This window comes from Luteimicrobium sp. DT211 (assembly GCF_049844995.1).
Classification (GTDB): domain Bacteria; phylum Actinomycetota; class Actinomycetes; order Actinomycetales; family Cellulomonadaceae; genus Luteimicrobium.
Map to the genome: position 1 here is coordinate 565805 of NZ_JBNCMC010000001.1, position 25584 is coordinate 591388.

Consider the following 25584-nt stretch of genomic DNA (forward strand, 5'->3'; position numbering starts at 1 on the left):
AGCGCGGCGTCGTCGGGCGAGCGGCCGCGGCCCTCGGTAGCGTGGCGGGCATGACAGCGACGACGCCCGCCGGCTCGCAGCGCGACGTCGCGCGCGACGGGGCCGCGCGCGACGGGGGGAGCGGCGCGGCCCCCCGGACCCCGCCCGAGTTCCGGCGGGTGTGGCTCTTGGCGATCGTCCGCGGGGTCCTGCTGCTGGTGCTCGGGCTCCTGCTGCTCATCGACCCCGTGCGCAGCGACCTCGCGACCATGCGCTGGGTGCTCGGCGCGTTCATGATCGTCGACGGCGTCGTCGCCGCGCTGGCCGCCCTGTGGCACCGGAACCAGTCGAGCTGGCAGGTGTGGCTCACGCAGTCCGCGGTCGACGTCGTCCTCGGCCTGGTGGTCCTCGCCTGGCCCGACCTGACCGCGAAGGCCCTGTACTACGTCCTGGCCGCCTGGGTGATCGCGCTGGGCGTGACGCTGCTGGTCACGGCGGGGGTGCTCGCCCGGTCGCGCGACCTGGAGTGGTCGTGGACGCTCACGTCGGGTGTGGTCGCGTTCCTGTTCGGGGTGCTGCTGGTGCTGCGCCCCGGGTCCGACGACGCCATCCAGCAGACGACGTCGCTGGTGTTCGCCTTCTTCGCGTGGGTCGCGGGCGCGATCTACGTGGTGACCGGGTTCGCGACGCGCACGCTCGCGCTCGAGCTCCGCTCCCTCCGCGCGCAGCTCACGGCGCAGGGCGGGGCGCCCGCGCCCGCGCGGCTCGTCCTCGGCGGCGTCGGGGAGGGCGGGGCCGCCCGCCCGGCGCCGGAGCCCGAGCGGGTTCCGGCCTCGGACCCCGAGCCTCCCGAGGCGGCTCAGGCGCCCCGGACCACCGCTCCCGAGCCCACCCCGGACCGTGCGAGCCCCGAGCCGCCGACGGAGCCGGACGCGCCGGCCCCGCCCCCGTCAGGACCCGATCGACCGGTCACCTGACGCGCCGAGCAGCGCTGCCCGCCGCGCGTCGAGACGGCGGTCGTGCGCCAGGCACACGGCGACGGCCGCGAAGTACAGCGCGCACATCGGGACGGCGACGGCGAGCATCGTGACCGCGTCGGGCGTCGGCGTCATGACGGCGGCGAAGACGAAGTTCGCGATCACGGCCCACCGCCAGCCCCCGAGCCACGTCGACCCGCGGACGACGCCGGCGAGGCCCAGACCCGCCATCAGCACCGGCAGCACGAACGCGATCCCGAACGCGAGGGCCAGCCGCATCACGAACGACAGGTACGACTGCGCGTCGATGAAGTTGGCGGCGCCGTCGGGCGTGAACGCGGTGAGCATGCGCACCGCGTTGGGCAGCGCCCACCAGGCCAGCGCCACCCCGCCGGCGAACAGGGGGACGGCGGCGCCCAGGAACCCCACGGCCCAGCGGCGCTCGCGGCCCGTGAGGCCGGGGGTCACGAAGGCCCACAGCTGGTAGAGCCACCAGGGGCAGGCGAGGAGCACGCCGAGGAACAGCGCGCCCTTGAGGTGCAGGTCGAACGCCGACGCCAGGCCGGAGAAGTTCAGCGCCGTGTCGGAGCCGCGGCGCTCGCCGGCGGCGAGGACCGGCGCCTGCACGGCGTCGAACACCGGCGCGTACAGCCACCAGCCCGCGACCGCGGCGGCGAGCGTCCCGGCGGCCGCGAGCACGGCGCGCCGGCGCAGCTCGCGCAGGTGCTCGCGCAGCGGCGCCCGGCCGTCGCCGCGCGTCCGGCTCATTCGGGCAGGGCGGCGCGCTCGGCCGTGGGCGCGGCGACGCTCTCGGCCGGGGCGAGGGTCCCCGCCGCGGCGGTGGCACCGGCGCCGTCGCCCTCGGTGAGCTCCTTGACCTCGTTCTTGAAGATCTTGAGCGAGGACCCGACGCCCTTGGCGAGCTCGGGCAGCTTGTTCGCGCCGAACAGCAGCACGAGCACGCCGACGACGATGATCAGGTGCCAGGCGGTGAGGTTACGCAGCATGGGAGTCTCCTTGCTCGGGGTGGTGCGGGTCGGTGGGGGCGGCGAGCGCGTCGCGCACGACGCGTCGCGGGTCGTACTGGCGAGGGTCGAGCGCGGACCAGTCGACGCCGTCGGCGCCGAGCTCGTCGTCGACCCGGGCCCGGAGCCCGCGGGCGACGTCGCGCGCGCGGCGCACCCAGCGGCCGGCCTCCTCCGCGTACCGGGGCAGGCGGGTGGGGCCGATCACGACGATCGCGACGACGAGGATCACGAGCAGCTCGCCGCCGTTGACGTCAGCCACGGCGGTCGGCCCGGGTCGAGAGAATGAGCACGCTGGTCTCCATTGACGTCGAAGCGCTTCAACGCTGATAGTGCGGGTCAGAGTCCCTCGATGTCAACCCCGAGGGGCGATCAGGTCTTCTGCTGTCGAACGTCGGCGACGCCGGATCGTCGAACGTGTTCGACGCCTCGCCGTGGAACCGCAGGCCCGCGCACCGCGCGCCGCCCGTGAGCACGAGGCGCACGTCGCCGGGCAGCACGGGCGCCCAGCCCGACGGGACGTCGACCCGCACGCGCGACCATGCGTGTCGCAGGTCGTCGGCGTCGTCGTCCGGCTCGGGCACGGCGACCGAGCCGAGCGTGCGCCACCCCGTCGGGGTGCAGGCGTCGACCCGCACCTGCGCGGGGCCCGGCCGGGCGCGGGCGACGGTGAGCGTCAGCCCGACGGTGCCGGCGAGGTCGCACTCGCGCAGGAGCGCGCGCCCCTCGGTGCGCCCGGGGGCGACCTGGACGCACGTGCCTTCCTCTGCGGTCCTGTCGGAGAGCGCGAGGCCGTCGAGCTCGTCCGCGTCCACGGGGTCGACGTCCCGGTCCAGGCACGGGCGCGGCCAGAACCGTGCGCCCTCGACCTCGAGCGTCGCGGCCGGCCCGACGAGCGCCGACGACGGCCCCGCCGCCAGCGTGTACGTGCCCGGCGCCACGGCGCGGCGGTGGCCGACCGTGTCCCACACCGCCAGGTCGTCCACCGCGAGCTCCAGCTCGACCGACGCGGTCGCGCCCGCCGGCACGACGACTCTCCGGTGCGCGACGAGGCGGTGGGGGTAGGGGAGCCCGAGGTCGGGAGCGTCGACGTAGAGCTGGACGAGCTCGTGGGCGTCGCGCGTCCCCGCGCTGCGGACGCTGACGCTGGCGCGCACCACGTCGCCGGCGGCGGCCGACGCGCGGTCCAGGCGGACGTCGTCGTACCGCACGTCGCCGTAGGTCAGGCCGTGCCCGAGCCCGTACCGGGGAGCGTGCGGGGAGTACCAGGTCGTGTGCCCGGCGCGGAGGACGTCGTAGTCGAGCAGGTCGCCGACGTGCTCGGTCGCGGCCGGCCACGACTGGGCCAGCCGGCCCCGCGGCTCGTGCTCGCCGAGCAGGACGTCCGCGAGGGCGTGCCCGAGCTCCTGCCCACCGTGGGACGACCACACGACGGCATCCGCGTCGAGGTCGTCGGGCAGCACGTACGGGTAGGACGACACGATGACGAGCACCGCGGTCGCGGCGGCCTCCCGGACGGCGCGCCACAGCGCGAGCATCGACGCGGGCAGCTCGAGCGAGCCGCGGTCCGTCGCCTCGCGGCCGCCGAGGTGCGGGTCGTTGCCCAGCACGACGACGGCCGTCCCGGCGTCCCGTGCGACCCGGGCCACGTCGTCGCGGCCGGTGCGCAGGGCGTGCGGCGTGAACCGTTCGGCCTGCTCGAGGACGTCGGCGTCGACCACCAGCGTGCCCTGCTCGTCGTGCTGCACCCGGACCCAGCGGCCGGTGAGGTGGTGCTGGAACGACCACGTGCCGTCGTCGTGCACGTGCCGGCGGAACGCCTCCTGCGCCACCCAGCCGCCGACGCGCTCGGCGCTCGCCCGGACGATCCAGTCGGCGCCCGTCCACAGCGCGCCCGAGCCCTCCTCGCCGACCGAGCGGAGCGTGAGGAAGCCGTCGTCCCATCCCGTCACGTCGTGCAGGGCCCGCGCCGAGTCGACCGCGTCGGCCACGAGGACGGCGCGTCCCGTCACCGGGCGCACGCACCGCCCGGTCGTGGCCGAGCGCAGGGCGACGCGGTCGGCGCCGTCGGCGACGTGGACGGCGCCGGACCCGAGCTGCTCGGCGAGCGCCGTCGCGACGCTCACCGTGTAGGGCGCGGGTCCGGAGTACCAGTCGCGGAGCACGACGCCGGCGAGCGGCCCGGTGACGGCCACGCGCGCCCCCGCCGGGAGCGGCAGCGCGCCGTCGTTCTCGAGCACGACGACGGCCTTGGTCGCGGCCTCGCGGGCGAGGGCCCGGTGGCGGGGCAGGTCGATCGCGTCCGCGGGCTCGACGAAGGGGTCCAGCTCGGGGTCGAGCTCGCCCGTGCGGATGCGGACCTCGAGGAGGTGCCGGACCGCCCGGTCGACGTCCTCCTCGCCGACGAGCCCGAGCTCGAGGGCCGCGGTCAGGCGCTCGACGGTCTCGGTCGGGTCGGCGAGCTCCGTGAACGAGTCGATGCCGGCCCGCAGGAGCGCGGCGTGGGACTCGACGTGGTCGTCGGCGTAGCGCTGGAGGTCGACGACGAACCCCGGGGCGGCGGCGTCGGACACCACGAGGAGGTCGTGCGGCGCGGCGTCGCGGAGCGCGTCGAGCAGCTCGCGCGACAGGTGCGCGGGCCGGCCGTTCACCAGGTTGTACGACGCCATCACCCCGCCGACGACGCCTGCCCGGACCGGGCCCAGGAACGCGGGCGCCTCGTACTCGTGCCAGACGCGCGGGCGCAGCTCCGAGCTCGTCACGGCCCGGTCGGTCTCGTTGCTGTAGCCGAACGCGTGCTTGAGCGTGGGCACCGTCCGCCAGTACACGGGGTGGTCGCCGCGCAGGCCGCGCGCGTAGGCCGTCGCGAGCCACGCCGTGACGTGCGGGTCCTCGCTGAAGCCCTCCTCGTTGCGGCCCCACAGCGGGTGCCGTAGCGGGTTGACGACGGGAGCCCAGGCGTTGAGCGAGATCGTCGGGTCGTCGGCGTGCTTGGCGCGCAGCTCGACGCCCACGACCTCGCCCACCCGGGTGACGACGTCGGCGTCCCAGGTGGCCGCGAGGCCGACGGGCTGCGGGAAGAGCGTCGCGGTCCCGAGCCAGGCGACGCCGTGCAGCGCCTCGGTGCCGGTGCGGAAGGCCGCGAGCCCGAGCCGCTCGACCGCGGGGGCGGTCTGGTGGAGCATCGCGATCTTCTCGTCGCGGGTGAGCCGGCGCGCGAGGTCGGCGGCGCGCTCGGGGGCGGGCAGCGCCGGGTCGCGGTAGGGCGGCACGTCCAGGGCGGTCTCGGAGACGGGGGCGCCGTCGGCCACGGTGGTCCTCCTCGGGCGGTCGGGTCGTCGGGGTGGTCTGGTGGGCCGCGCGCTCGTCGATGAGCCCGTCGATCCATTCGTCGAAGCGCAGCGTCGATGCGGCATCGAACCCGGGTGTCGGAGCCGCGCGGAGCCGCCCCGGCGCCCCGGCAGGGTGCGGCCGTCGCGCTTCTGAGCCGGAATGATGCCACGGATTCGCGAACCGCCGCGACGCAGGGAAACGAAACGGTCACGGAACCGCAGCACGGTCTTGCGCGGGCGTCGTGGATGCCGCTAGGGTCGCGCATCGAACCGCTTCGACGACGAATGTCGAACATCGTCGCCCGGGCACGGCCCGGGGGACCGCCTGCACAAGGGAGTGAGGACGACCATGAACAACCCCCACCCGCGTCTCGGCCGGGCCGGTGACATCGAGGTCGGGCGACGGTCCTTCCTCGGGATGATCGCCGCGGGCGCCGCCGTGATCGGAGTGCCGTCGCTGCTGTCGGCCTGCGGCACGGGCGCCAAGAGCGTCGACCCGACCGACGCCGCCAAGGTCTCGGCGGGCGTGCTGCCCGCCTTCGTCCCCGTCGAGTACGCGAAGCCGGACTTCGCGAGCGTCAAGGGGTCCACCCCCGGCTACGCGAAGATCCCGAGCCCGCTCGTCCAGTCCGTCAAGACCAAGCCCGGCAAGGGCTCCACGTTCACGGCGATGACGCCGCTGTGGGGCACCATCCCGCCCGTCGCCGGCAACAAGTACTACGAGGCCGTCAACGGCATGCTCGGCTCGACGATCAAGTTCCAGATCTCCGACGGGAACACGTACGGCGACAAGCTCGCCACCACGCTCGCATCGGCCAAGGACGTGCCGGACTGGGTGTGCGTGCCGACCTGGAACGTCCCGCCCCGCTTCGGCTCCGAGATCGTCCCCCACCTCTTCCAGGACCTCACGGACTTCCTGTCCGGCGACAACGTCAAGAAGTACCCGAACCTCGCCAACATCCCCACGGCGGCCTGGAAGTACGGCGTCTTCAACAACCGCCTCTACGCGCTGCCGTTCCCCGGCGAGATCCTCACGGACGCGACCTTCTACCGCAAGGACGTCGTCGACGCCAAGGGCATCGACGCGTCCCAGGTCAAGACCGCCGACGACCTGCTCGCCCTCGCCAAGGAGCTCACCGGCGGCAAGGTGTGGGGCGCCGAGGACCTGTGGACCACGGCCACCCAGATGTTCGCCGTCGTCCCCAAGTGGAAGCTCGTCGACGGCAAGCTCGTCAACCGCGTCGAGACCGACGAGTACCGCGAGGCGCTCGAGTGGAACCGCAAGCTCTTCGCGAGCGGCTCCGTGCACCCCGACGCGGTCGCCGCGAACGCCGGCGAGGCCAAGTCGCGGTTCCAGTCCGGCAAGACCCTCATCGCGTCCGACGGCGTCGGCGGGTGGCACGAGGCCCTGCGCGACAACCTGGCGAACAACCCGGACTACGCCCAGCAGCCGTTCGCCCCGCTGACCGGCACGAGCGGCACCGCCCCGGTCCTGTGGCAGGCGAACCCGGTCAACATCTTCTCGTTCCTCAAGAAGAACGACGACAAGGCCAAGATCGAGGAGCTCCTCGCGCTGGCCAACCTGCTCGCGGCGCCCTTCGGGACCACGGAGTTCGACACCATCAACAACGGTGTCGAGGGCGTCCACTTCACGCGCGACAAGGACGGGCTGCCCGTCCCCACCAAGCTCGCCGCGACCGAGCTCCAGCCGACCTACACGTTCCTCGTCGACGGGCCGGTCGCGAACTCGTTCGTCCAGTACCCGGGCTTCGTCGAGGCCTACTGCACCTGGATGGCCGGCGCCGCTCAGGTCGTCCAGGAGCCCCTGTTCTTCGCGGAGCAGATCGTGGAGCCGCCGCAGTACGCGTCCCTCGGGCAGCCGTTCACCGACCTCGAGAAGGACTACGCGCGCGGGCGCAAGAGCTCCTCCGACCTCGACGCCGCGATCAAGACGTGGCAGTCCTCGGGCGGTGACCAGCTCCGCGACTTCTACCAGAAGATCCTGGACTCCGAGCAGTGACCACGCCCCGCACCGCCCCCGTCGCCCCCGGCACGTCGGACCGGACCACGACCGGTCGGCCCGCCGGGGGCGGTGGGCCCGCCGGCCCCGCGCCGTCGTCGGGCGACGTCGACCCCGCGGGTGCTGCGCCGTCGTCGGGCAGCGCCCGGCGCACCCGGCGCACCCGGCGCGCGCGCCGCGCCGGCGAACGCACGATCAGCTGGCGGGTCCGCCTGCGGCGGGACCGCTCGCTCATCCTCATGACGCTGCCCGCGGTGCTGCTGCTCGCCGTCTTCGCGTACGTGCCGATGGCCGGGAACGTCATCGCGTGGCAGAACTACTCGCCGTACACGGGGTTCCTGCACAGCCCGTTCGTGGGCTGGTCGAACTTCGAGCGGGTGTTCACGAACCCGGCGTTCCTCAACGCCGTCGGGAACACGCTCACCATCACGGTGTTCCAGCTGCTCTTCTACTTCCCCGTGCCGATCGTGCTCGCGCTGCTGCTCAACAGCGTCATGTCGCCGCGCATCCGCACCATCGTCCAGTCGATCGTCTACCTGCCCCACTTCTTCTCGTGGGTGCTCGTCGTGACGATCTTCCAGCAGCTCTTCGGCGGCGCCGGCCTCGTCAACCAGGTCCTGAGCGAGCACGGCGGCGGCGGGTTCGACCTCATGACGAACCCGCACACGTTCCTCGTGCTCATCACGTCGCAGTCCATCTGGAAGGACGCGGGCTGGGGCATCATCATCTTCCTCGCGGCGCTCACCACGGTGTCGCCCGAGCTCTACGAGGCGTCCGTCGTCGACGGCGCCGGTCGGTGGCGCCGCATGTGGCACGTGACGCTGCCCGCGCTGCGGCCCGTCATCATCCTGCTGCTCATCCTGCGGCTCGGGGACGCGCTCACCGTCGGCTTCGAGCAGCTCATCCTGCAGCGCGACGCCGTCGGGTCCGACGTGTCCGAGGTGATCGACACGTACGTCTACTACCAGGGCGTCATCTACGGGGACTGGAGCTTCGCCGCCGCGGCGGGGCTCGTCAAGGGAATCGTGAGCCTCGCGCTCGTCCTCGGGGCGAACAAGCTCGCGCACGTGTTCGGGGAGTCGGGGGTGTACAAGCGGTCATGAGTGGACAGTCACCGGAGATCAGCACCGAGGTCATGCAGGTGCCGTCGGACGTCCTGCCCGACGCCGCGTCCCGGCGCGCGCAGCCGGACCGCCCTCGCAGGCGCCCCCGACGCAACAAGTACCGGCCCGTGTGGGAGGAGGAGCCCAGCACCGCCGGACGCATCACCAAGGCGGTCGTGCTGACCGTCGTGGTGCTCGTCGTCCTGTTCCCGCTGTGGACCGTCCTCCTCACGAGCTTCTCGACGACGCAGCAGACCAGGGACGCGGGCGGGCTCGTCGTCGTGCCGGGGCACCTGACGTTCGCCGCGTACTCCGAGATCCTGTCGGGCGGCGTCGTCACCCGGGCGGCGCTCGTGAGCGTCGGGGTCACCGCGGTCGGCACCGCGATCTCGGTCGTCGTGTCGGTGCTCGCCGCCTACGGGCTGTCGCGGCCCGGGTCGTTCGCGCACCGGCCGATCCTGTTCGTCTTCCTCATCACGATGTTCTTCGGGGCGGGCCTCATCCCCACCTACCTGCTGGTGAGCTCGCTGAACCTCATCGACACCTACTGGGCGCTCATCCTCCCGGGGGCGGTGTCGGCGTTCAACGTGCTGATCCTGCGGAACTTCTTCATGGGGATCGACCCGTCGATCGTCGAGGCCGCGCGCATCGACGGCGCGGGGGACTGGCGGGTGCTCGCCCGGATCGTCCTGCCGATGTCGAGGGCCGTGGTCGCCGTCGTCGCGCTGTTCTACGGCGTCGGGTACTGGAACGCGTTCTTCAACGCGATGCTGTACATCAACGACAACGCCAAGTGGCCGCTGCAGCTCGTGCTCCGGTCCTACGTGCTGCAGGGCGTGACCCTGCCGGGGTCCGGCGTCGGGCAGGTCGACGTCGGGTCTGGCGCGGTGACCGGGCTCCCCATCAAGATGGCCGTCATGATCCTGGCGATCGTCCCGATCCTCGTCGTGTACCCCTTCGTGCAGCGGCACTTCACCAAGGGCGTCATCGTCGGCGCCGTGAAGGGCTGACGACGGTGCGGGCGGGCGGCCGCCCGGCGGTCCGGCTGCGGGCCGTCGGGCCGGCGCGGCAGTGGGTCGAGGCGTTCCCGATCGGCAACGGCCGGGTCGGGGCGATGGTCTTCGGCGGGCGCACCGGTGCGCGGCTGCAGGTCAACGACGCGACCGCGTGGTCGGGCGGGCCCGCCGGGCCCCGTGACGCGCTCGCGGCGCTGCTCGCGGACGGCGCCGGCCCCGCGGTCCTCGCCGACCTGCGCGACGCCGTCCGGGCCGGCGACGACGCCCGCGCCACCGCGCTCGCGCAGCGGCTCCAGGGCCCGCATGCCCAGGCGTTCCAACCGCTCGTCGACGTCGTCGCCGACGTCGGCCCTGCCCGGGGCTCCCTGGGCGTCGGCGTCCGCGAGCTCGACCTGCGCGACGGCGTCGTCACCGAGACGTGGGCCGCCGGGGTCGCCGCCGTCGACGTCGTGCAGGCCTGGTATGCGGACGCGGGCGACGGCTGCCTCCACGGCCGGTGGCGCGCGGCCGAGCCGCTCGACGTGACGCTCGCCGTCACCAGCCCGCACCCCGCCGAGCCCGGCCCGACCGGCCGCGACGGTGTCGGCGTCCTGCTCACGCTCCCGCACGACGTCGGCCCGGCCGTCGTGCGGGAGGGCGCACCCGGCGGGGCGATCGTGGCCGCGGCCGTGGTGGCGGCCTCGTCGGACGGGACCGTCCGGACCGACGACGGCCGGCTGACCGTGCGCGGCGCGACCTGGCTCGAGGTCGTCGTCGCGACCGCGACCACGTCGCGCTGGCCCGAGCCGGGGCCGCTGCGCGACCCGGGCTCGGCGTCCGACGACGCGTGGGGGCGCGCCCGGGCCGCGCTCCCGGCCGACGCCGCCGCGGGGGACCGCGCGCTCGGCCGCCACACCGCGGCGCACCGGGCGCTCGTCGACCGGACGACGCTGTCGCTCACCGGCCCCGACGACCTCGTCCTGGACCTGCCGGGCGCGCTCGAGTCCGAGCCCCTCTCCGCGCGGGCCCAGGCGGCGTTCGCGTTCGGCCGGTACGCGCTCCTGGCGTGCTCCCGGCCGGGCTCGCCGCCCGCCACGCTGCAGGGCATCTGGAACGAGCAGGTCCAGCCGCCGTGGTCGAGCGCCTACACGCTCAACATCAACGTGCAGATGGCGTACTGGGCCGCCGACGCCGTCGGGCTGCCCGAGTGCGTGGGTCCGCTCGTGGACCTCGTCCGCGTCCTCGCGCGCGAGGGGGAGGGCGTGGCGCGCGAGCTCTACGGCTGCCGGGGATGGGTCGCGCACCACAACAGCGACGTGTGGGGGTGGGCGCTCCCCGTCGGCGGGGGTACCGGCGACCCGTCGTGGGCGGCGTGGTGGACCGCCGGCCCGTGGCTGTGCACCCACCTGTGGTCGCACTGGCTCGTCACCGGCGACCGGGACTTCCTGCGCGACGTCTGGCCGCTGCTGCGCGACTGCGCGCGCTTCTGCGTCGACTGGCTCGTCGAGACGCCCGACGGCGGCCTGGTGCCGAGCCCGTCGAGCTCGCCCGAGAACGTGTTCCGCCGGGCGACGGGCTCGGCGTCCTCGACGGGCGCCGTGTGCGCCGGCTCGACGATGGACGTGGCGCTCGTGCGCGCGCTGCTCGAGAGCTGCGTGGCGGCGACCACGGAGCTGGGCGACGACGCCGCGCTCGGGCTCGACGCCGGGGAGGTGGGCGAGTGGACGCGTGCGCTGAGCCGTCTGCCCTTGCCCGCGGTGACCACGGAGGGGCTCCTCGCGGAGTGGCCGGGCGACGTCGAGGCCGTCGACCCGCACCACCGGCACCTCTCGCACCTCGTGGGCCTCTACCCCTTGGACCAGCTCGACGTCGACGACACGCCCGACCTCGCCGTCGCCGCGTCGCGGTCCCTCGACGCCCGCGGCCCCGGCTCCACCGGGTGGTCGCTCGCATGGAAGACGGCCCTGCGGGCGCGGCTCGGGCAGGGACGCGCCGTCGAGGAGCTCCTCGGCCAGGCGCTGGGTCCCGCCCGCGACGACGCCGGGCCCTGGGCCGGCGGGCTCCTGCCCAACCTGTTCTCCACGCACCCGCCCTTCCAGCTCGACGGCAACCTCGGGCTCGTCGCCGGCCTCACCGAGGCGCTCGTCTCCTCGACCGGCGCCCGGCTTCAAGTCCTGCCCGCGCTCCCGCCCGGCTGGCGGGACGGCTCGATCACGGGAGTGCGGACCCACGGGGGCGTCGTCGTCGACGTGCGCTGGGCCGGCGGCGCGCTCGCGGAGCTCGTGCTGCGCCCGGCGCGCGACACGACCCGACGCGTCGTGCACGGCGGCGCGGAGCGCGAGCTCACCCTGCTGGAGGGCCGGCCGGTCCGCCTCGGCCGGGACCTGGCAGAGCTCTGACCGCCGACGGTGACGTCCGGTTCGCCGATGGTGACGTCGGGCGTCCTGTGGTCGGGTCCGCGGGTGGGTGCGGACAGGCGGTTCGGACTGCGTCGCCTTCAGGCCCCTGGGGGCCTTCCGGCTCCTTGACGTCCTTCACCACCTGCCCGCCCCCACCCGCTCCAGCCGTCACCTCGCCTCGGTAGCCCGACTGCGCCGTCGTCGACCAGCGATGGGCTCTACCCGCCACTCCGACCATGCGATGGGCACCACCCACCTGGGCCGCCGACCATGCGTATACGCCACCACCCCAGCAGCCGACCATGCGCGTACGCGCATGTTCGACGCCGAGAAGGGGTCTGCGCACATGGTCGGCACCGGGCGGGGAGGCCGAGCGCATGTTCGCCGCCGAACGGGTGGCCAACCGCATGCTCGGCACGGTGACGGGTCGGAGCCCAGCGCCGAGGTCGAGGGTTCTGCGTCGAGAACGAGGGCTTTCGGCTCGTCTTCGGCGAGAAACCCTCGACCTCGGCGCACGTGCCGCCGCGGGGCGGTGGCGGGAAGCCGGCCGGCTGTGGGGGTGGGACGACGGCGCAAGGGCCACACCCCCGAACCGCCCGTCCCAACCACGGGCGCCCGACGTCACCGTCGGCGCGCGCAACGTCACCATCGGCGAACCGGACGTCACCATCGGCGAACGGGACGTCCACCGTCGGCGGGGGGCGTGTGGCCTACCTCGAGGGGGGGTGCGGCGCAGCTGCCGTTCTCGGTGAGGGCGGGGGCGAGGAGCCGCGTCTCGGTGGGTCGGGCGTCATCCTCGCGCTCGACGGCCATGGCGACGGCGATCCGGCCGATCTCGACGCTCGGGACGTCGATCACGGACAGCGGGACGGCCAGGTGCTCGGCCAGGTCGAGCGGGCTCACGGCGAGCACGGAGACGTCGCCGGGCACGGAGAGCCCGCGGCGTGCGAGCGCGTCCAGGACGCCCGGCATGGCCGCCTCGTTGTGGACGACGAGCGCGGTCAGGTCCTCGACCTCGTCGAACGCGCGCGCCACGGCCTCGGCGGCCCCGGGGTACGTGCCCTCGCACGGCACGACGGTGTGCCGGACCCCGGCCCGCCCGGCCTCGCCGCGGAAGCCGTCGATGATCCGGACGGCGTAGTTGGCGCTGCGGCGGACCGCGCTCTCGGGCGCTCCCAGCAGGGCGATGCCGGTGTGCCCGTGGCCGGTGAGGTGCTGGACGGCGAGCCGCCCCGCGGCCGCGAAGTCCAGGTCTACGCACGACAGCCCGTGCGTGTCGCTGGGCACCCCGATGAGGATGGCGGGCTGCCGGACCTCGCCGAGCAGCGGGAGGCGCGGGTCGTGCCGCTCGACGTCCATGAGGACGAGCGCGTCGACGCGCGAGCTGGACGCGAGACGCTGGATGCTCTCGACGTCGTCCTCGGTGAGGACGAGCACGTCGTCGCCGTACGTGCGCGCGGCGGTGATGACGCCCGTGACGACCTCCATCACGGTGGCGGAGTTCGTCTCGAGGGCGCGGAGCGGGACGACGAGGCCGATCACGTTCGTCTCGTTGGTGGCGAGCGCCCGCGCCCCGGCGTGCGCGCTGAAACCGAGCTCACGGATGCTCCGCTCGACGCGCTCCCGCGTGGGCGCCGAGATGGGGCGCTTGCCGGAGAGCACGTAGCTCACGGTGGACGAGGAGACGCCGGCGAGCCGTGCGACGTCGGCGATCGTTGCCATGGGGTCGAGTGTAGCCGTCGACCCGTCCCGGACATCGAACGGTTTCCGGCCCCATCGATGGGTGAATTCGACGCCGTGCGGGCGTGCGCGCCGCGTCGCGGTGAGCGGCCGAATGGTGCAGTTGACAAGGATGTCAGGGTACTGGTGACCTGGCCTACGGTCGTGCGAGGATGAGCCGCGGCGTTGAAGCGCTTCGACAGTGCGTGGCGCCGCCCGCGACAGCATCGTCAGAGCCGAGCCAACGGAGGCACCGTGCCCACCCCGTCGTCCCCCGCGAACCCGTTCCCCGCGAACGTCGTCACCGGCCGCCACGAGCTGCTCTACGGCGGGGACTACAACCCCGAGCAGTGGCCGCGCGAGGTGTGGCGCGAGGACGTCGCGCTCATGCGGGAGGCCGGGGTCAACCTGGTCACGGTGGGCGTGTTCTCGTGGGCGTCGATCGAGCCCGAGCCCGGCCGGTTCACCTGGGACTGGCTGGACGAGGTGCTCGACCTCCTGCACGCCGCGGGGATCGGGGTGGACCTCGCCACCCCGAGCGCGTCGGCGCCGCCGTGGCTCGCGCGGTTCCACCCCGAGACGTCGTCGGTCGACGCGGCCGGGGTGCGGATGAGCGTCGGCTCGCGCAACCACTTCTGCCCCAGCGCACCGGCCTATCGCGACGCCGTCGTGACGGTCGCGCGTGCACTCGCCGAGCGCTACGCCGACCACCCTGCGGTCGAGCTCTGGCACGTCGGGAACGAGTTCGGGCAGACGTGCTTCTGCGACCTGTGCGCGGACGCGTTCCGCGACTGGCTGCGCGCACGCCACGGCGCCCTCGACCGCCTCGACGAAGCGTGGGGCACGACGTTCTGGAGCCAGCGCTACGCCGACTGGTCCGAGGTCGTCCCGCCGCGCGCCGCGCCCTACGTGCACAACCCCGCGCAGCTGCTCGACTTCCGCCGCTTCACGTCGGACCGGATGCTCGACCTGTACCGGCTCCAGGCCGTCGAGCTGCGCCGCGCCGGCGACGTCCCCGTGACCACGAACTTCATGGGCTTCTTCCCCGGGGTCGACCAGCACTCCTGGGCCGCCGACCTCGACGTCGTGTCCGACGACCACTACGCCGACCCCGAGCACCCCACGCCCGCCCGCACCGCCCTGACGCACGACCTGCTGCGCGGCGTCGGGAAGGGGCGGCCGTGGCTGCTGCTCGAGCAGGCGGCGGGTGCGGTGAGCTGGCGCCCCCACAACGTGCCCAAGTCGCCCGTCCAGATGCTGCAGGACTCGCTCCGCGCGGTCGCCCACGGGGCCGACGGCGTCTGCTACTTCCAGTGGCGTGCGTCCGCCGCGGGGTCCGAGCAGTTCCACTCGGCGATGCTGCCGCACGCGGGCCCCGACACCCGGCTGCACCGGGCCGTCCGGCACCAGGGCGCGCTGCTCGGGCGTCTCGGTCCCGTCGCGGGGACGCGGGTCGCGGCCCGGGCGGCGCTGGTCTTCGACTGGCCGTCCTTGTGGGCGTCCGAGCTACCGGCGCGCCCGTCCGAGCGGCTGCGCGCGACCGACCAGCTCGAGGCCTACCACCGGCCCTTCTGGGAGGACGGGATCCCCGTGGACGTCGTCCCGCCCGGCGCGGACCTCGACGCGTACGACCTCGTGGTGGTTCCCGCGCTGCAGCTCGTGTCCGACGACGACGCCGCGAACCTCGCGCGCGTCCCCGCGCGTGGCGGGGTGCTGCTCGTCGGGCCGTTCGCCGCGGTCCAGGACCCGACGGGCCGCGTGCGGACGGGCCCGTTCCCCGGACCGTGGACGGAGGTGCTGGGCGTCGCGGGCGAGGACTGGCGGCCCCTGCCGGAGGGCGGCGTCCGCGTCCGCAGCGAGGCGTGGGGGGAGTTCATCGCGGACACGTGGTCCGAGCGCGTCGTCGCCCGCGACACCGACGTGCTCGCGGCCTACGCGGGCGCCGGCCTGGACGGCGAGCCCGCGATCCTCCGCCGGTCCGTGGGTGACGGCGAGGCCTGGTACGTGAGCACGGTGCCGCCGTCGGACGTGCTGGGGCGCGTGGTCCGCGACTGCGCCCGCGCCGCCGGGCTCGCAGCCCCCGTGCCCGGGCTGCCGGCCGGGGTCGAGGCGGCGGTGCGCGGCGACGTCGTCTTCCTGCTCAACGCCGACGACGTGGCCCGGGACGTGACGGTCCCCGGCGCCGTCGAGGACCTGCTCGGCGCGGCGGTCGTGGACGGCCGGGTCGGGCTGGAGCCGGGCGGCGTCGCGGCGGTGCGGGTCAGTCCCGCTGGCCGATGAACACGTGCGGCCGCGACTGCGTGATGTAGTCGGGGACCCACGACGCGACGGCGCGGATGCGCTGGTTCCAGCCGGACAGCAGCACCAGGTGCACCCCCAGCCACGCCAGGAACGCGGGGAAGCCGCCGAGGAACGCGCGCTGGCGTCCGAGCTCTGCCACGGCGGCGCCGCGGCCGATCATCGCCATGTAGCCGCGGTCGACGTAGCCGAAGGGCTGCGGCGTGCCGCCCGCGCGCGTCGCGAGGATGTTCTTCGCGGCCCACTTGCCGGACTGCTTCGCGACCGACCCGAGCTGGGGCAGGTGGTCGCCGCGCGCGTCGGTGATGTTCGCGGCGTCGCCCAGCACGTACACGCCCTCGAAGCCCTCGACCGTGAGATCGGGGCGGACGTCGATGCGGCCGCCGCGCCCCTGCGGCAGGCCGGACTCGGCGAGCAGCGCGCCCGCCTTGAGCCCGCCCGCCCAGACGACGAGCTCCGCAGGCAGCTTGTCGTCGCCGAGCGTCAGCCCGTCCGACGACACCGCCGTCACGGGCGAGCCGAGCGCGAGCGTGATCCCGCGGCTCTCGAGCTGGTCGGCCGCGTACTGCTGCGACCGTTCCGAGAACGGCATGAGCGGGTGGGGCAGCATGTCGACGAGCGCCACGGAGCTGCGGTCCGCGAGCTGCTTCGAGTAGAGCTCGGGGATGACGTAGCGGATGTTCTCCGCGATCGCGCCCGCCGTCTCGACGCCCGTCGGGCCGGCGCCCACGACGGCGATCCGCACCGGCGTGCCGTCGGTGTCCGCGCGGTCGAACAGGTCGACGAGCGCGTTCCCGAGGCGCCGCGCGTCGTGCGCGGAGTAGAGGGGGTACGTGAGCTCCTCGGCGCCGGGCGTGTTGAAGAAGTTGGGGACGGCGCCGCACGCGACCACGAGCGACGGGGCCTGGAAGGTGTCGCCGTCGGCGGTCGTCACGGAGCGCTGGGCGGCGTCGATCTTCGTGACCTCCGTGCGCAGCACCCGCACGGCCGGCAGCCCCTTGAAGATCGAGCGCAGCGGGCGGGCGATCGCCGACTCGCCGACCTGCGCCGTCGCGAGCTGGTAGAGGAGCGGCTGGAACTGCATGTAGCCGTTGGTGTCGAGCAGGAGCGTCCGCACTCCGGCCCGGCCCAGCTTCAGGGCGGCCGCGACCCCCGCGAAGCCGCCTCCCACCACGATGACGTCCGGTTCCATCTTCGCTGCTGCCATGTCTCGACGGTACGACCACCGGCGCGCGGCTGCTTCCCCTGGCGGGGTGCGCCCGACGACGGCGCCCGGCCGGGTCACGTGATGCCCAGCGCGTCCTTCCAGCTCTGCGGCAGCAGCGCGTACCCGACGAACGACACGACGTCGAGGATCGTGTGCGCGACGACGAGCGGCATCACCCGGTGCCTGCCCCACCGTGACGTGTAGAACCACGAGAACAGGACGCCCATCGCCATGTTGCCGAAGAACGGGCCCCAGCCCTGGTACAGGTGGTACGAGCCGCGCAGCACCGAGCTCGCTGCGACGAACTTCAGACGTCCCCAGCCGAGGTCGGTGAGCCGCTCGTGCAGGTACCCGACGACGATGAGCTCCTCGAGCAGCGCGTTCATGATCGCGCGGGCCACGAGGATCGGGACGGTCCACCAGTACGCGTTGAGCGCGGACGCCTGGATCTCGACCGTGATCCCGATCGCCCGGCCGATGACGTAGAACGCCAGGCCGGGGATGCCGATCACGGCGGCGAGGCCCGCGCCCCAGGCGAGGTCCTTGCCGGGCCGGTGCAGGTCGAACCCGATCGCGCGGGTCGCCGAGCGGCCGCGGTTCGACAGCAGGTACAGCGCGAGCACCACGGGCACGAGCGTGAACACGATGCTCAGCACCTGGTACGTGAGGTCGAGGTACGGGCGGGCGGACTGGCTCGTGTTGATCGCGGTCGACTGGCCCTTGAGCGGACCCTGGCTCAGCGCCGCGATCAGCGCCACGATCGCGTACACCGCCGACTGGCCGAGGCTGAGGCCGAGGAGGATCCAGATCTCCGCGACGATCCGCGGGCGGCGCAGCCACGGCGGGGTCGGCCCGGCGTCCGGAGCGGTGGTCGGCGCCGCGGGCGGGGGAGCGGGCGTCGTCGTCATGCTGCGGTTATAGCACCGCGACCTGCCCGCGCGCGGTGGGTGGGTGCACCGGTCGTCCACACGATCGTCACGGGGCGCGTGCGACGTCCTCAGCCAACCGTCGGGGGCCGCTCGGTACCGTGGAGGGGACGTCCGCCGAGGACCTCCGAACCTGTCCGCGCCTCGACCCGAAACGCCTTGTGACGCCTCGTACTCAGCCTGTTCCCCCCGTCCCCGACCACGACGACGACGTCACCACCACCCGGCCCCTGCCGCCCTCGATCCCCCCGCGGCGGTCGGTCCGCGCGCACCCGCAGGCGCAGGCGTCCGCCGGGCGCACCGCGCTGCCCACGTCCACGCTCCCGGTGCGCACGCCCGCTCCCGGCGAGGCGTCGACACAGGGAACGCACGTCCCCGACGCTCACGCCGCCGACGACGTCGCGGACCGCATCCAGGAGCGCGCACCCCGGCCGTCGGGCGTCCAGATCACGGCGTCGGCGCTCGCCGCCGTGTCGTCGACGCTGCTGCTGTCGTACTTCGGGGTCGCGGGCACGATCATCGGGGCGGGCCTCGCGTCGGTCCTCACGGTGCTGGGCAACTTCGTCTACCAGCGCTCGATGCTGCGCGCTCACGAGAAGGTCGCGGCCGCGCTCCGGACCGGCGCCCGCCTGGGCGCGGGCGCATCGGCGGCCGAGGCCGCGCGGACGACCGCGGTGAGCGGCGCGTCGTCGAGCGCGCGGAGCGGTGGGGGGCCGGAGGCGACCGGTTCGTCGGGCTCGGGCGCGACTCCGCCCGTCGGCTCCGGCTCGGCCGACGACGCCGAGGCGCACGCGGCGAAGCGTCGCGTGCGACGCCGGCTCGTCGTCGCGGCGATCTCGCTCTTCGCGGCGATCGTCGCCGCCGTGACGGTCGTCGAGCTGGTCGCCGGCAAGCCGCTCACGAACGTGCTGCACGGCACGGACGGGTCCGGGACGAGCATCTCCGACGTGACGGGGAGCCGGAGCGGCGGCGGCAGCGCGCCCGCGCCGACGTCGACCACGACGAAGGACCCGAGCGACGGGGGCTCGTCGGGCACGGGTTCGACGGGCGACGGAGCGAAGGACGGCACCACGTCGACCCCGCAGCCGACGACCACCCCGGACAGCTCGACCGGAAGCGACTCGAGCGGCACGGGCTCTGGGGGCACGGGCTCGACGGGCGACGGCTCGACGGACGGTGGTTCGACCGGGTCCGACTCGTCGGGTTCCACGGGTTCGGGCTCGACGGGCTCCGACTCCTCCGGGTCGACGGGCACCGGGTCGCAGGACGGCACCTCGACGGGCGACCAGGGTTCCACCGGCTCGGACGGCGCGTCCGACGGCGCGGGGTCGACCCAGCCGACGAGCCCAGCGACGACGGCGCCCACGACGCAGTCGGACGCCCTCGCGGGCGCGGACGCCGCGTCCGGTGCCGGGTCGCAGGCGGACGCGACCTCCTGACCGGTCCGCTCGAGGGCTGGGCGCGGCCGACCGAGGTAGTTGCGAAACGGTAAGTTGATGGCGATGTCCAGCACCGCCCCACGCGTCGTCATGACGCCCGCGCGCCGCAACCTGGCGCTCGTCTCGATCCTCCTGAGCACCCTGATGGGGACCATCGACACGTCGATCGTCAACGTCGCGCTGCCGCAGCTCTCGACGGACCTGCACGTCGCGCCGTCGGAGACCGTGTGGGTCGCGACCGCGTTCCTGCTCGCGGTGGCCTGCGCGGTGCCGGCGACAGCGGCGCTCGGCGACCAGGTCGGACGCCGTCGCATGTACCTCGTGGGACTGCCGATCTTCACGCTCGCCTCGCTCGCGTGCGCGCTCGCGCCCAGTCTCGGGCTCCTCGTGACGTTCCGGGTCGTCCAAGGGCTGGGGTCGGCCGTGATCCTGGCTGTCGCGATCCCGCTGTTCCGGCGGATCTTCCCGCCCGAGAAGCTCGGCCAGGTGCTGGGCATCAACGCGATGACCGTCGCGATCGGCACGTCGGCCGGGCCGGCGCTGGGCGGTGTGATCCTCGCCTGGGCGCGCTGGCCCTGGCTGTTCCTCATCAACGTGCCCGTGGGCGTGGTCGCGTGGGTGCTCGCGTACGTCGTCGTGCCGAAGGGGCAGCCCCGGTGGGGCGACTACGACACGCCCGGCGCGGTGCTGGTCGCCGCTGCGATCGCGTCGTTCCTCGTGGGTCTTCGCGAGCTGGCGTCTCCGAGCACGCTGCCGCTCGCTGTCGGGCTGCTCGTCGTCTCCGCGGCGTTCGTGGTCCTGTTCGTCCGCCGGGAACGCCGGGCCGTGCGGCCCCTGATCCCGCTGGGCCTGTTCAGCGGCCTCTTCAGCCTGACCGTCGCGACGGCGTGGGCGTCGTTCGTCGCCCAGGGCATCGCGTTCGTGGCGCTGCCCTTCCTGTTCCAGAGCGCGTACGACGTCACGCCCCTGCACTCCGCGCTGCTGTTCACGCCGTGGCCAGCGGTCATCGTGCTGGTCGCCCCCCTGGCCGGGCGGGTCGCCGACCGGGTCAGTCCCGCGTACCCGGCGCTCGTCGGGCTCGTCGTCCTCACGGGCGGGCTGGTGATGTGCGCGCTCCTCGGGACCGCCCCGCCCACCTGGCTCGTCCTCGTCTCCACAGGCGTCTGCGGGCTCGGCTTCGGGGTCTTCCAGAGCCCCAACAACCGGTCGATGATGGCGGCCGCGCCGCTCGAGCACGCGGCGAGCGCGTCGGCGGTGCTCAACACGAACCGCACGGTCGGCCAGTCGACCGGGGCCGCCGTCGTCTCGATGGCGCTCGTGATCGCGGGTGCCGAGGCCGGGTCGGTCGCGACCCAGGCCTCGGCTGCGATGAACGTCCTGTGGGTCGCCGTGGCGGCGTCCGCCGCGGCCGTCGTGCTGTCGGCCGTGCGGCTGCGCGCCCAGCTCGCCGCGGAACGGTTCCCTGCGCGCTGACTCAGCCCGCGCGGCGCAGGCGGAGCGAGTTCCCGACGACGAGCACGGAGCTCGCGGCCATCGCCGCCCCCGCGATCATCGGGTTGAGGAGTCCGGCGGCCGCGAGCGGGATCGCCGCCACGTTGTACGCGAACGCCCAGAACAGGTTCTGCTTGATCACGCGGAGCGTGCCGCGCGACAGCCGGATCGCGGTCGCGGCGACCCGCAGGTCCCCGCGGACGAGCGTGATGTCGCTCGCCTCGATCGCGACGTCGGTGCCGGTGCCCATCGCGAGGCCGAGGTCGGCCTGCGCGAGCGCCGCGGCGTCGTTCACGCCGTCGCCGACCATCGCCACGACCCCGCCCTCGCCCTGCAGCCGCTCGACGACCGCGACCTTGTCCTGGGGGCGGACGTCGGCGATCACGTCGTCCTCGGCGATGCCGACCGCCGCGGCCGCCGCCCGGGCCGCCGGGGCGTTGTCGCCGGTGAGCAGGACGGGCCGCAGCCCGAGCTCGCGCAGCTGCCCGACGGCGTCCGCGGACGTCGGCTTGACCGTGTCCCGCAGCCGGATCACGCCGCGCGCGGCGCCGTCCCACGCGACGACGACGGCCGTCGCGCCCGACTCCTGCGCGGCAGCGACGGCGTGCGCCACCTCGTCGCCCACCACCTGACCCTGCTCAACCAGCCACGCGGGGCGACCCACGAGCACGTGGTGAGCGCCGTCGTCGGGCATGGGACCGGAGCCGAGGCTGACCGTGCCCTCGACGCCCCCGCCGGCGTGGTTCCGGAAGCCGGTCACGTCGGGGAGCCCGGCGGACCCGGCGGACTCGCGGGCTGCCGCGGCGATCGCCTGCGCGACGGGGTGCTCGCTGAGCGCCTCGACCGCCCCGGCGTACCGCAAGGCGTCCTCCGCCGACATACCGAGATTCGGCCGAGATACCGATGCAGACTCGGTATCTCGCGCGTTTCTCGGTATCTCGCGGGTCGGGGCGGGGGCGTCCATACCCTCGACGCTCATGCGGCCCTCGGTGACGGTGCCGGTCTTGTCGAGCACGACGGTGTCGACGCGGCGCGTGGACTCGAGGATCTCCGGGCCCTTGATGAGCGCGCCGAGCTGCGCGCCGCGGCCGGTCCCGACGAGCAGGGCGGTCGGCGTCGCGAGGCCGAGCGCGCAGGGGCACGCGATGATCAGCACCGCGACGGCGGCGGTGAACGCCATCTGCACGCTCGACCCGCCGATCAGCCAGGCGGCGAGCGTGCCGAGCGCGATCACGAGGACGACGGGCACGAAGACCGCGGAGATGCGGTCGGCGAGCCGCTGCACGGGCGCCTTGCCGGTCTGCGCGCGCGCCACGAGGCGCCCGATCTGGGCGAGCGTCGTCTCGTCGCCGACGCGCGTCGCGCGGACCACCAGCGTGCCGGACGTGTTGACGGTCGCGCCGGTCACGGCGTCGCCGGGGGCGACGTCCACGGGGACGGGCTCGCCGGTGAGCAGCGACGTGTCGACGGCGCTGCGCCCCTCGACGACCTCGCCGTCGGTCGCGACCTTCTCGCCCGGGCGGACCCGGAACAGGTCGCCCTCGGCGAGAGCGGTGATCGGGACGCGCTCCTCGGAGCGCTCCCCGCCGGGGCCGGTGACGACCCGCGCGACGTCCTTCGCGCCCAGCTCGAGCAGCGACCGCAGCGCGTCGCCCGAGCGCCGACGCGACCGGTACTCGGCGTAGCGGCCCGCGAGCAGGAACGTCGTCACGACGACGGCGACCTCGAAGTACAGCTCGGGGGTGGCGCCGGGGTGGGCGGCCGACGGCACGAGCGTGGGCCGCATCTCCATGCCGATCTCGCCCGCGCCGCCGAACAGCAGCGCCCACAGCGACCACAGGGTCGCGGCGATGACGCCGAGCGCGACGAGCGTGTCCATGGTCGACGACCCGTGCCGGCCCGCGCGCCAGGCGGCGCGGTGGAACGGCCACGCCCCCCACGTCACGACGGGCAGCGCGAGAACGGCGACGACCCACTGCCAGCCGTCGAACTGGAGCGCCGGGATCATCGACAGCGCCACGACGGGCACCGCGAGGACCGCCGACGCGCGCAGCCGGCGGAGCAGGTCCTGCCCGCGGTCGGGCGTGGGGGCGGAGGTGTCCTCGCCCTCGACCATGACGTGCCCGGGCGCCATCGAGTGCCCGGAGAGCGCCATCTCCTCGTCGGTCATGCCGGGCATGTCGTGGGACATGCCCTCGTGGTGGTCATGGTGCGCCGCGGGGGCCGGCTCGCCCCCGTGTCGCCCGGTGACCCGCGCGTCGTACCCGGCCTTGCGGACGGCGGCGACCAGGTCGTCGTCGGAGGTGGCGGCACCCGGCTCGAGGACCACGTGCGCCGACTCGAGCGGCAGGTTGACGGTCGCCGACACTCCGGGCAGCGCGGACAGCTTCTTCTCGACGCGGGTCACGCACGAGGCGCAGGTCATGCCCTCGACGGCCAGGTCGATCTCCTCGGCGGGGTGTCCCGAGGTGGGGTGGGTGGTCACGGCGTCAGGTCGCCTCCTCCGGGAGAACGGTTCAGTGGATGCCGACGACGGCGTAGCCCGCCTCGTCGACGGCGGCGCGGAGCGCGTCCTCGCTCACCGCGGCGTCGGTGGTGACCGTGACCGGGGTCGTGCCGCCGGGGACGAGGGCGACGTTGACGGACGCGACGCCGTCGAGCGCCGTGAGCTCGTTCGTGACGGACTGGGCGCAGTGGCCGCAGGTCATGCCGGAGACGTCGAGGGTCAGCTGGGTGCTCATGGGGGTTCTCCTTCGGTGGTGGGTCAGCTGCGGACGAGGCGGGCGATCGCGTCGGCGGCCTCGCGGACCTTGGCCTGGCCGGCCTCGTCGGACTCGCGGGCGGCGTCGACGACGCAGTGGCCGAGGTGGTCCTCGACGAGACCGAGGCTCACGGCCTGGAGCGCCTTGGTGACGGCGGAGACCTGGGTGAGGACGTCGATGCAGTAGGCGTCCTCGTCGACCATGCGGGCGATGCCCCGGACCTGGCCCTCGATGCGGCGCAGGCGCTTGAGGTAGGCCTCCTTGTCCTGCGCATAGCCGCGGGCAGGGGTGGTCGCCGCGGGGTGCTCGTGCGTCGGGCTCATCGGATCCTCCAGCATACCGGTGGGGGGTATTGATAGATGCGAATATACCCCCAGCGGGTATCAAGTCAAGGCGTCGCCGGATCGACGGAACGAGCCAGGGCCGCGCCGGCGTGCCGCGACCCTGGCTCGAGCTGGGGGCCGCGCGTGCCCCGGGGCTTTGCCTAGAGCGAGCTGAGGTCGACCGCGTCGCCCATCGCCGCGTAGCCCAGATCGTTCGGGTGGAGGTGGTCGCCGGAGTCGTAGAGGGGCAGCATGCGGTGAGGGTCCGCGGGGTCGCGCACCGCCTTGTCGAAGTCGACGTAGCCGTCGTAGTCGTGCGTGGTCCGCGTCCAGTCGTTCACGCCCTGGCGGGTCGCCTCCTCCGACGGGTCGTACGTCGACCAACCCTCGAACGGCGTGAGCGTGCCGCCGAGCACCCGGATGCCCCGGGCGTGCGCCATCGCCGCCATCGTGCTCAGCCCCGCGGTGATCTTGGCGGCGTCGAGCTGGTGCGGCTCCTGCTGGATGTCGTTGATCCCGAGCAGGATGACCACAGTGCGTACGCCCGTCTGGTCGAGCACGTCGCGCTGGAAGCGATCCACCGCCGCCGGGCCGAAGCCGTCGCCGCCGTCCAGCAGCACGCGGTTTCCGCCGATGCCGGCGTCCACCACGGCGAGCGGGTGCTTCTCGGCGTTCAGGCGCCCGGCGAGGAAGTTGGGCCACCGATGGTCGACGTTGCCGCTCGACTGGTAGCCGTCCGTGATCGAGTCGCCGAATGCGACGACGGTTCCGCGGGCGCCCGATCCGGCGACGTCGACCCCGGTGACGAAGTGCCAGGCCTGGGTCTTCTGGGGCAGGGCGGCGGCGGACGTGGCCTCGGTCGCGTTGGTGCCGGACGTGAAGTAGGAGTCCTGCTGCGCGCTGGGGTGGAACGTCATCGGCGTCGAGTAGCCGGGGGTGTACGTCGACACGAGCAGGTCATGGTCCGCGGGGACGTCGAGCTTGACCGGGTCGCTCACCACGCTCTCGCCGGCGGGGATGGTGATCTTCTCGGCGCCGTGGAAGCGCAGCGCCCGCATGGTGCCGGGCTGGACCTGGGCCGTGTCCGGCGTCACCGGCAGCGCCACGGTCGCCTCGTCGACGACCAGCGGTGCGGTGCCGAACACGTTGGAGAGGTGGACCCGGACCTTGTCGCCGCCCACGCTGGTGTGGACGACGTCGCGAATCGTGCAGCTCACGCATCCGTTGTCGACCTTGCCGCTCGGCGACATGCCCCAGGTCGCGACCCAGCTGCGACCGCCCGACGCGGGAGGATCGTGCGGGGTGCCGGCACCCGCAGGGGCGACGGCGGTCGCGACGAGAGCAGCCGTGGCGAGGGCGACCGGGGCGGCGAGCCTGGCGCGGCGGGGCGCGCGGGACTTCGAACGGTGGACAGCGTGCATTGCTGGACCTCCTGGTGAGCGTCGGTCCAGGACGCGGACCGACATGACAGCGTTGTCGGAATGGATCGTAGGCCGGAGCGCCGGCACCGGCAACGCGAGTTGCCCGTGCCTCGGCGCGCGGTCGGCGGGCGCGAGGACGACGATGGACCCGAAGAGCCGCACGACCGC

Annotated in this window: 19 protein-coding genes; 8 read left to right on the plus strand and 11 right to left on the minus strand. The window is 74.1% G+C overall.

Translation table 11 applies throughout. From position 1 onward, the window contains the following. Positions 1 to 50 precede the first annotated feature (50 nt). Entirely contained in the window at positions 51 to 956 is a 906-nt protein-coding gene (locus ACLQ14_RS02630; protein WP_425809584.1) for a DUF308 domain-containing protein, read from the plus strand. Here the strand turns inward: ACLQ14_RS02630 and tatC are convergent. Genes tatC through ACLQ14_RS02650 form a run of 4 tightly spaced genes read right to left on the minus strand, consistent with a single transcriptional unit; the run spans position 930 to position 5292 of the window. Beyond that, the gene (tatC, locus tag ACLQ14_RS02635) at positions 930 to 1724 is read right to left on the minus strand and encodes a twin-arginine translocase subunit TatC (RefSeq protein ID WP_425809586.1); all 795 of its coding nucleotides are present in this window, start codon (positions 1722 to 1724) and stop codon (positions 930 to 932) included. The two genes, ACLQ14_RS02630 and tatC, sit on opposite strands and share 27 nt — an antisense overlap. After that, positions 1721 to 1963, minus strand: coding sequence for a twin-arginine translocase TatA/TatE family subunit (gene tatA, locus ACLQ14_RS02640; protein WP_425809588.1), 243 nt, complete (start codon positions 1961 to 1963; stop codon positions 1721 to 1723). The genes tatC and tatA overlap by 4 nt, the downstream gene beginning before the upstream one ends. Beyond that, a complete protein-coding gene (gene tatB, locus ACLQ14_RS02645) occupies positions 1953 to 2243 on the minus strand; it encodes a Sec-independent protein translocase protein TatB (RefSeq protein WP_425809590.1) in 291 nt (96 codons plus the stop codon). The genes tatA and tatB overlap by 11 nt, the downstream gene beginning before the upstream one ends. 58 nt (positions 2244 to 2301) lie before the next feature. Beyond that, positions 2302 to 5292 carry a glycoside hydrolase family 3 C-terminal domain-containing protein gene (locus ACLQ14_RS02650; RefSeq protein ID WP_425809592.1) on the minus strand — a complete coding sequence of 997 codons (2991 nt, stop codon included), beginning with the start codon at positions 5290 to 5292 and terminating at the stop codon, positions 2302 to 2304. Positions 5293 to 5662: 370 nt separating this feature from the next. Between ACLQ14_RS02650 and ACLQ14_RS02655 the strand changes: the two genes are divergently transcribed. The 4 genes from ACLQ14_RS02655 to ACLQ14_RS02670 are packed head-to-tail and all read left to right on the plus strand — an operon-like array spanning position 5663 to position 11830. Beyond that, on the plus strand, positions 5663 to 7333 hold the full coding sequence (locus tag ACLQ14_RS02655; protein ID WP_425809594.1) for a sugar ABC transporter substrate-binding protein: 1671 nt from the start codon (positions 5663 to 5665) through the stop codon (positions 7331 to 7333). Continuing rightward, positions 7330 to 8436, plus strand: coding sequence for an ABC transporter permease (locus ACLQ14_RS02660; protein ID WP_425809596.1), 1107 nt, complete (start codon positions 7330 to 7332; stop codon positions 8434 to 8436). Before ACLQ14_RS02655 ends, ACLQ14_RS02660 begins: the two co-directional genes overlap by 4 nt. Beyond that, positions 8433 to 9446 carry a carbohydrate ABC transporter permease gene (locus ACLQ14_RS02665; protein ID WP_425809598.1) on the plus strand — a complete coding sequence of 338 codons (1014 nt, stop codon included), beginning with the start codon at positions 8433 to 8435 and terminating at the stop codon, positions 9444 to 9446. Before ACLQ14_RS02660 ends, ACLQ14_RS02665 begins: the two co-directional genes overlap by 4 nt. A 5-nt stretch (positions 9447 to 9451) precedes the next feature. After that, a complete protein-coding gene (locus tag ACLQ14_RS02670; protein ID WP_425809600.1) occupies positions 9452 to 11830 on the plus strand; it encodes a glycosyl hydrolase family 95 catalytic domain-containing protein in 2379 nt (792 codons plus the stop codon). A 663-nt stretch (positions 11831 to 12493) separates the two neighbouring features. Here ACLQ14_RS02670 and ACLQ14_RS02675 read toward each other — a convergent pair. Then, complete coding sequence (locus ACLQ14_RS02675) at positions 12494 to 13552, minus strand: LacI family DNA-binding transcriptional regulator (protein ID WP_425809602.1); 1059 nt, start codon at positions 13550 to 13552, stop codon at positions 12494 to 12496. 252 nt (positions 13553 to 13804) lie between these two features. Between ACLQ14_RS02675 and ACLQ14_RS02680 the strand changes: the two genes are divergently transcribed. Next, on the plus strand, positions 13805 to 15829 hold the full coding sequence (locus ACLQ14_RS02680; RefSeq protein WP_425809604.1) for a beta-galactosidase: 2025 nt from the start codon (positions 13805 to 13807) through the stop codon (positions 15827 to 15829). Here the strand turns inward: ACLQ14_RS02680 and ACLQ14_RS02685 are convergent. Together ACLQ14_RS02685 and ACLQ14_RS02690 are read right to left on the minus strand one after the other, a co-directional pair. Further along, positions 15810 to 17054 carry an NAD(P)/FAD-dependent oxidoreductase gene (locus ACLQ14_RS02685; protein ID WP_425809606.1) on the minus strand — a complete coding sequence of 415 codons (1245 nt, stop codon included), beginning with the start codon at positions 17052 to 17054 and terminating at the stop codon, positions 15810 to 15812. The two genes, ACLQ14_RS02680 and ACLQ14_RS02685, sit on opposite strands and share 20 nt — an antisense overlap. Before the next feature lie 74 nt (positions 17055 to 17128). Next, the gene (locus tag ACLQ14_RS02690; protein ID WP_425809607.1) at positions 17129 to 17962 is read right to left on the minus strand and encodes a CPBP family intramembrane glutamic endopeptidase; all 834 of its coding nucleotides are present in this window, start codon (positions 17960 to 17962) and stop codon (positions 17129 to 17131) included. A gap of 179 nt (positions 17963 to 18141) precedes the next feature. Here ACLQ14_RS02690 and ACLQ14_RS02695 point away from each other — a divergent pair, with 179 nt between their 5' ends. Both ACLQ14_RS02695 and ACLQ14_RS02700 read left to right on the plus strand, forming a co-directional pair. Beyond that, positions 18142 to 19419 carry a hypothetical protein gene (locus ACLQ14_RS02695; protein ID WP_425809609.1) on the plus strand — a complete coding sequence of 426 codons (1278 nt, stop codon included), beginning with the start codon at positions 18142 to 18144 and terminating at the stop codon, positions 19417 to 19419. Between the two features lie 63 nt (positions 19420 to 19482). Beyond that, entirely contained in the window at positions 19483 to 20892 is a 1410-nt protein-coding gene (locus tag ACLQ14_RS02700) for a DHA2 family efflux MFS transporter permease subunit (RefSeq protein ID WP_425809611.1), read from the plus strand. A gap of 1 nt (position 20893) precedes the next feature. Here the strand turns inward: ACLQ14_RS02700 and ACLQ14_RS02705 are convergent, their stop codons facing one another. The 4 genes from ACLQ14_RS02705 to ACLQ14_RS02720 all read right to left on the minus strand — a co-directional run bounded on the left by ACLQ14_RS02705 (position 20894) and on the right by ACLQ14_RS02720 (position 25416). Continuing rightward, complete coding sequence (locus ACLQ14_RS02705; RefSeq protein ID WP_425809613.1) at positions 20894 to 23395, minus strand: heavy metal translocating P-type ATPase; 2502 nt, start codon at positions 23393 to 23395, stop codon at positions 20894 to 20896. Positions 23396 to 23426: 31 nt separating this feature from the next. Next, a complete protein-coding gene (locus tag ACLQ14_RS02710) occupies positions 23427 to 23651 on the minus strand; it encodes a heavy-metal-associated domain-containing protein (RefSeq protein WP_425809615.1) in 225 nt (74 codons plus the stop codon). 23 nt (positions 23652 to 23674) lie between these two features. Further along, a complete protein-coding gene (locus ACLQ14_RS02715) occupies positions 23675 to 23995 on the minus strand; it encodes a metal-sensitive transcriptional regulator (protein WP_425809617.1) in 321 nt (106 codons plus the stop codon). A gap of 161 nt (positions 23996 to 24156) precedes the next feature. Then, entirely contained in the window at positions 24157 to 25416 is a 1260-nt protein-coding gene (locus tag ACLQ14_RS02720) for an SGNH/GDSL hydrolase family protein (RefSeq protein WP_425809619.1), read from the minus strand. Positions 25417 to 25584: the final 168 nt, after the last annotated feature.

Coding starts and splice junctions, on each gene's coding strand:
- ACLQ14_RS02690 (WP_425809607.1), bottom strand. CDS start 17,962: ATGACGACGACGCCCGCTCCCCCGCCCGCGGCGCCGACCACCGCTCCG.
- ACLQ14_RS02700 (WP_425809611.1), top strand. CDS start 19,483: ATGTCCAGCACCGCCCCACGCGTCGTCATGACGCCCGCGCGCCGCAAC.
- ACLQ14_RS02715 (WP_425809617.1), bottom strand. CDS start 23,995: ATGAGCCCGACGCACGAGCACCCCGCGGCGACCACCCCTGCCCGCGGC.
- ACLQ14_RS02710 (WP_425809615.1), bottom strand. CDS start 23,651: ATGAGCACCCAGCTGACCCTCGACGTCTCCGGCATGACCTGCGGCCAC.
- ACLQ14_RS02655 (WP_425809594.1), top strand. CDS start 5,663: ATGAACAACCCCCACCCGCGTCTCGGCCGGGCCGGTGACATCGAGGTC.
- ACLQ14_RS02720 (WP_425809619.1), bottom strand. CDS start 25,416: ATGCACGCTGTCCACCGTTCGAAGTCCCGCGCGCCCCGCCGCGCCAGG.
- tatA (WP_425809588.1), bottom strand. CDS start 1,963: ATGCTGCGTAACCTCACCGCCTGGCACCTGATCATCGTCGTCGGCGTG.
- ACLQ14_RS02630 (WP_425809584.1), top strand. CDS start 51: ATGACAGCGACGACGCCCGCCGGCTCGCAGCGCGACGTCGCGCGCGAC.
- ACLQ14_RS02685 (WP_425809606.1), bottom strand. CDS start 17,054: ATGGCAGCAGCGAAGATGGAACCGGACGTCATCGTGGTGGGAGGCGGC.
- tatC (WP_425809586.1), bottom strand. CDS start 1,724: ATGAGCCGGACGCGCGGCGACGGCCGGGCGCCGCTGCGCGAGCACCTG.
- ACLQ14_RS02675 (WP_425809602.1), bottom strand. CDS start 13,552: ATGGCAACGATCGCCGACGTCGCACGGCTCGCCGGCGTCTCCTCGTCC.
- ACLQ14_RS02665 (WP_425809598.1), top strand. CDS start 8,433: ATGAGTGGACAGTCACCGGAGATCAGCACCGAGGTCATGCAGGTGCCG.